The organism is Macromonas nakdongensis (genome assembly GCF_002837145.1).
GTDB classification, from domain to species: Bacteria; Pseudomonadota; Gammaproteobacteria; order Burkholderiales; family Burkholderiaceae_C; genus Macromonas_B; species Macromonas_B nakdongensis.
The window spans coordinates 1-3,559 of the sequence record NZ_NWMV01000019.1; the positions used below are offsets into that span (position 1 = coordinate 1).

The window sequence follows — 3,559 nt, forward strand, 5'->3', positions numbered from 1 at the left end:
ATTTGGGTGGCCATCAGGGATCTGGTGAGCGTTTCGGTGCGGAGTCCACCAGGCCCTCATCCCATGCGCCGCCCGTCCAGCGCGCGCTCGGACAACTGGGTATCCACACATGAAGTGCGTGCCGCCGACGTCGCCGGGGCCAGGCCGACGTGGCCGCGCAGATGGGGGCATCGACCAACGACTTTTGACGTGCCCTTTTACCTTCTTCACAAAGCGGTACCGCGCTGAGTGCGCCGCCAGCAAGACTGTCGAAGAGGATGTTGGTTTGTAAATGTTGTTTTTGGAGCATTTGTTGTTGGTATGTGTTCCAATAACAGAATCATGCGCACGCCTTACCCCCTTTCCGTAGAGCAAGCCATGCTCGACCTGGGTCGCCGCATCGCCATCGCTCGCAAAGCACGGGACTACACCCAGCCGGAGTTGGCTGCAGCCGCGGGCGTTGGACTCTCTACTGTGGTGGGCATCGAGGGCGGTCACCCCGGTGCGTCCATCGGAAATGTCTTCCGGTTGTTGGATGTCCTGCAGTTGCTCGGCCAGGTGGATTCCCTGCTGGACCCTGCCCGCGATGAAATGGTCACAGAGGCGGGGGTCACCAAGCTCATGGGCTCCACCACCGCCTCGTCCACTGTCCGTGGGGATCTGATGCGCGGGAGTTCCCGATGAATTCGGTCCCCGTCTGGGTGTGGATGCCCGAAGAGACCGAACCCATCCTGGCTGGAGAGCTGCGAATCGAAGGGCCCCATAGGGGGCGCTTCCTGTACTCCACGGACTTCAGGTTGCATCCCAAGGCCACGCCTCTGGATCCGGTGTCACTGAGGATGGCGGGCGCCCATGGCGTTCCTGTGAACGCTCCAGAGGGCATTCCAGGCGTGGTCATGGACGCTTGCCCCGCCGGGTACGGCGAAGACCTTTTGCAGAACCTCCATGGTCGAGACAGGACGCTGACCCGGATCGAGCTTCTGGAACTGGGCGCAGGGGACGCAGCGGGGGCTGTTGCGGCCTGCGCCGACATAGACCGAAAGCTTCGCAGTCAGGCGCACAGCCTCGACGCTCTGAAGTACCACATCGAACAACTGGAGGCTGGCCAGCCCAGAGCGAGGGCGATCAAGGACATGCTGGGCGATATGGCCACCAGCGCTGGTGGTGACAGGCCCAAGGCCACGGTTGAGTTCGATGGCCGCCTTTGGATCGCCAAGATGCAGGCCCGCAACGACATGCCGTTTTTGCCGACGAAGGAATTCGTCTGCATGACCCTGGCGGGCGAGTGCGACATCACCGTCCCGGACATTCGTCTTGAGACCGTCGCCGATGTGGCCGTCCTCCTGGTGCAGCGCTTTGACCGACACGGCGACCCCAAGGCGCCCCGCAAGCGCCTGTATGCCTCCGCTCACACGGCGCTGCAACTGCAGCCCGGTGCTGTCGCTGGAGCCCCAGCGCGCTCGTACCTGGCACTGGCCGACAAGCTGAGGACCTGGTCGCGTCACAGCGACGATGTGCAGAACGACATCCGAGAGCTCTGGCGCCGCATGTGCTTCAACGCTCTGGTCGGCAACGGTGACGACCACCCGCTCAACCATGCCCTCTACCGAGTCAACGAGGCTTGGCGCCTGGCCCCAGCCTTCGACATCACACCACTGGTCGGCTACCGGGGCTCCCTCAGCATGGGGGTCGAGATCCGCGGGGGCACCGCCGTGAGCGTCGAGCGACTGCTGGAGGCCTCTTTGCGCATGGGCTATGCATCTGCCACAGAGGCCGCCCAGTGGCTGATCCAGGCCGCAGGCCGGGTGGCCCAGCGCTGGGAGCGTGATCTGGCGGCTGCAGGCGTAACGCCCGAGGCGATCTCGGGGGTGCGCAGCGCCTTTGCGCTCAGCGAGCAGCTCGCAGACAGCAGCGAGTCGGTCCTGCGGGAAGCCGAGGGGATTTCCAGCCCCTCACGCAGGCGGAAGTCTGCGATAGCCCAAAGCCATCGAGCCGGATAAAACACGCTGCCCGGCAACGGCTTTGCAGCAGTCGGCAATAGTGTGTTCGGCGGCAGCCACGGGCAATTCCTCAAAGTAGGGCTGAGAGCGGTTTTGCAGTGACCATTACCACCGCTAAAAAATAACTCAAGTGATTGATTTTAATGGGATTTTTTGGCCCTGTCGCTGTGGCCAACCTGTGTCAAGCCGTCAACGACATGTGTATGGGGCATGCGACGCCTTATTTTGATAAATTTGTAACAATTCGTTGATTTGTGGTGGCCAGGTTCGAAAGGTTGCCCGCAAAATCCCGCATGGCGCCCACGCATGGCGCCGACAGAGCCATGGCTACCGTCGTGTGAGGCGTGGTCCACTGGCCTTCAATGGGCGGGAGGGGTATGTCGCGAAATCCCAGCAATGCGCAAGTTCAGATCGACGATCTGTTGGAGCGGGCGGTCGCACAGGCGGGTGTTCACGCCGAAGCGGCGCGGGGCTGTTTGCACGAGGTGTTCGCTGAGTTGGCCCGGGGTTCGGTGTGGCCGGTGCCTTCGATAGCCAAGCCGGTGCTGGCCAGGCTGTGTGCCGAGGCGCTGGATGCGGGCATCGAGCCGCCGGTGGTTCGGCGCTTCATCGCGCACTGTGAACTGGCGCCGGAGCCGGGTGCCTCGCTGAACTGGCCTTGGCCGGTGCGGGTACACACCCTGGGCCGGTTTGCGGTGTTTTGTGATGACAAGCCGCTGACGTTCACGGGCAAGTCCCCGCGCAAGGCGCTGGAGCTGTTGCAGGCCCTGATCGCCCACGGCGGCCGCGAGGTGCGCACCACCGTGTTGATGCAAAGCCTGTGGCCCGAGGAGAGCAGCAGCAATCTGCGCAACCTGTTCGACAACACCTTGCACCGTTTGCGCAAGCTGTTGGGGCCGCAGGAGGTGCTGCACGTCCACAACGCCAAGCTGACGCTCGACGCCAGCCGTTGTTGGGTGGATGCCTGGGCGTTCAACCGTCTGACTGCGCCGTGCGCTGCGGCACTGGTGGAGCCCGGCCACGAGCGGGCCCCTGTGTCGGAGGCCGAGGCCCGCGCCGCCCTGCGCCTGTATTCGGGCCATTTTTTGCAGTCCGAATCGGAAGAGCCCTGGTCTTTGCCTTACCGAGACCGCTTGCGCAACCGCTTCCACCGCCTGGTCCGGGTCCTGGGTGAACACCTGGAGCAGGCCGGGGATTGGGAGGGCGCCGCCGAGATTTACGAGCGGGGATTGGAAGTCGACAATCTGGCGGAGGTGTTCTACCAGCACCTGATGGCTTGCCACCAGCGCATGGGCGAGCACGCCGAGGCCCTGCGGGTGTACCGCCGGTGCCGGGAGTTGCTGTCCATCGTGCTGGGGGTGGCGCCTTCGCCCCGCACCGAAAGCCTGCGCCGCGTGTCCCTGTCGATGGCGCCTTGACCCCAGGGTCGCGCGGGGTGGCGGCCGGCGGGACTCCACGATCTTTCCCATTTCTACGTGATCGCTAGGTGGCACCTGCCTAGCATGGCCTGAATTTCCGCGGTGTGGCGGATTCTGCCTGCTTTTCAGCGGGCGCTGGCCACGCCCGGGTTGGAGCGTCAT

3 protein-coding genes are annotated in these 3,559 nt (G+C 64.0%); all 3 read left to right on the plus strand.

All coding sequences use genetic code 11. The annotated features are described in order from the left end of the window. Window positions 1-321: 321 nt before the first annotated feature. On the plus strand, window positions 322-663 hold the full coding sequence (locus CON77_RS03425) for a helix-turn-helix domain-containing protein (RefSeq protein ID WP_157826830.1): 342 nt from the start codon (window positions 322-324) through the stop codon (window positions 661-663). Then, window positions 660-1,979: a type II toxin-antitoxin system HipA family toxin gene (locus tag CON77_RS03430; RefSeq protein ID WP_101047742.1), complete on the plus strand. Its 1,320-nt coding sequence runs from the start codon at window positions 660-662 to the stop codon at window positions 1,977-1,979. Before CON77_RS03425 ends, CON77_RS03430 begins: the two co-directional genes overlap by 4 nt. A gap of 377 nt (window positions 1,980-2,356) precedes the next feature. Further along, window positions 2,357-3,397: an AfsR/SARP family transcriptional regulator gene (locus CON77_RS03435; RefSeq protein ID WP_198552254.1), complete on the plus strand. Its 1,041-nt coding sequence runs from the start codon at window positions 2,357-2,359 to the stop codon at window positions 3,395-3,397. Window positions 3,398-3,559: the final 162 nt, after the last annotated feature.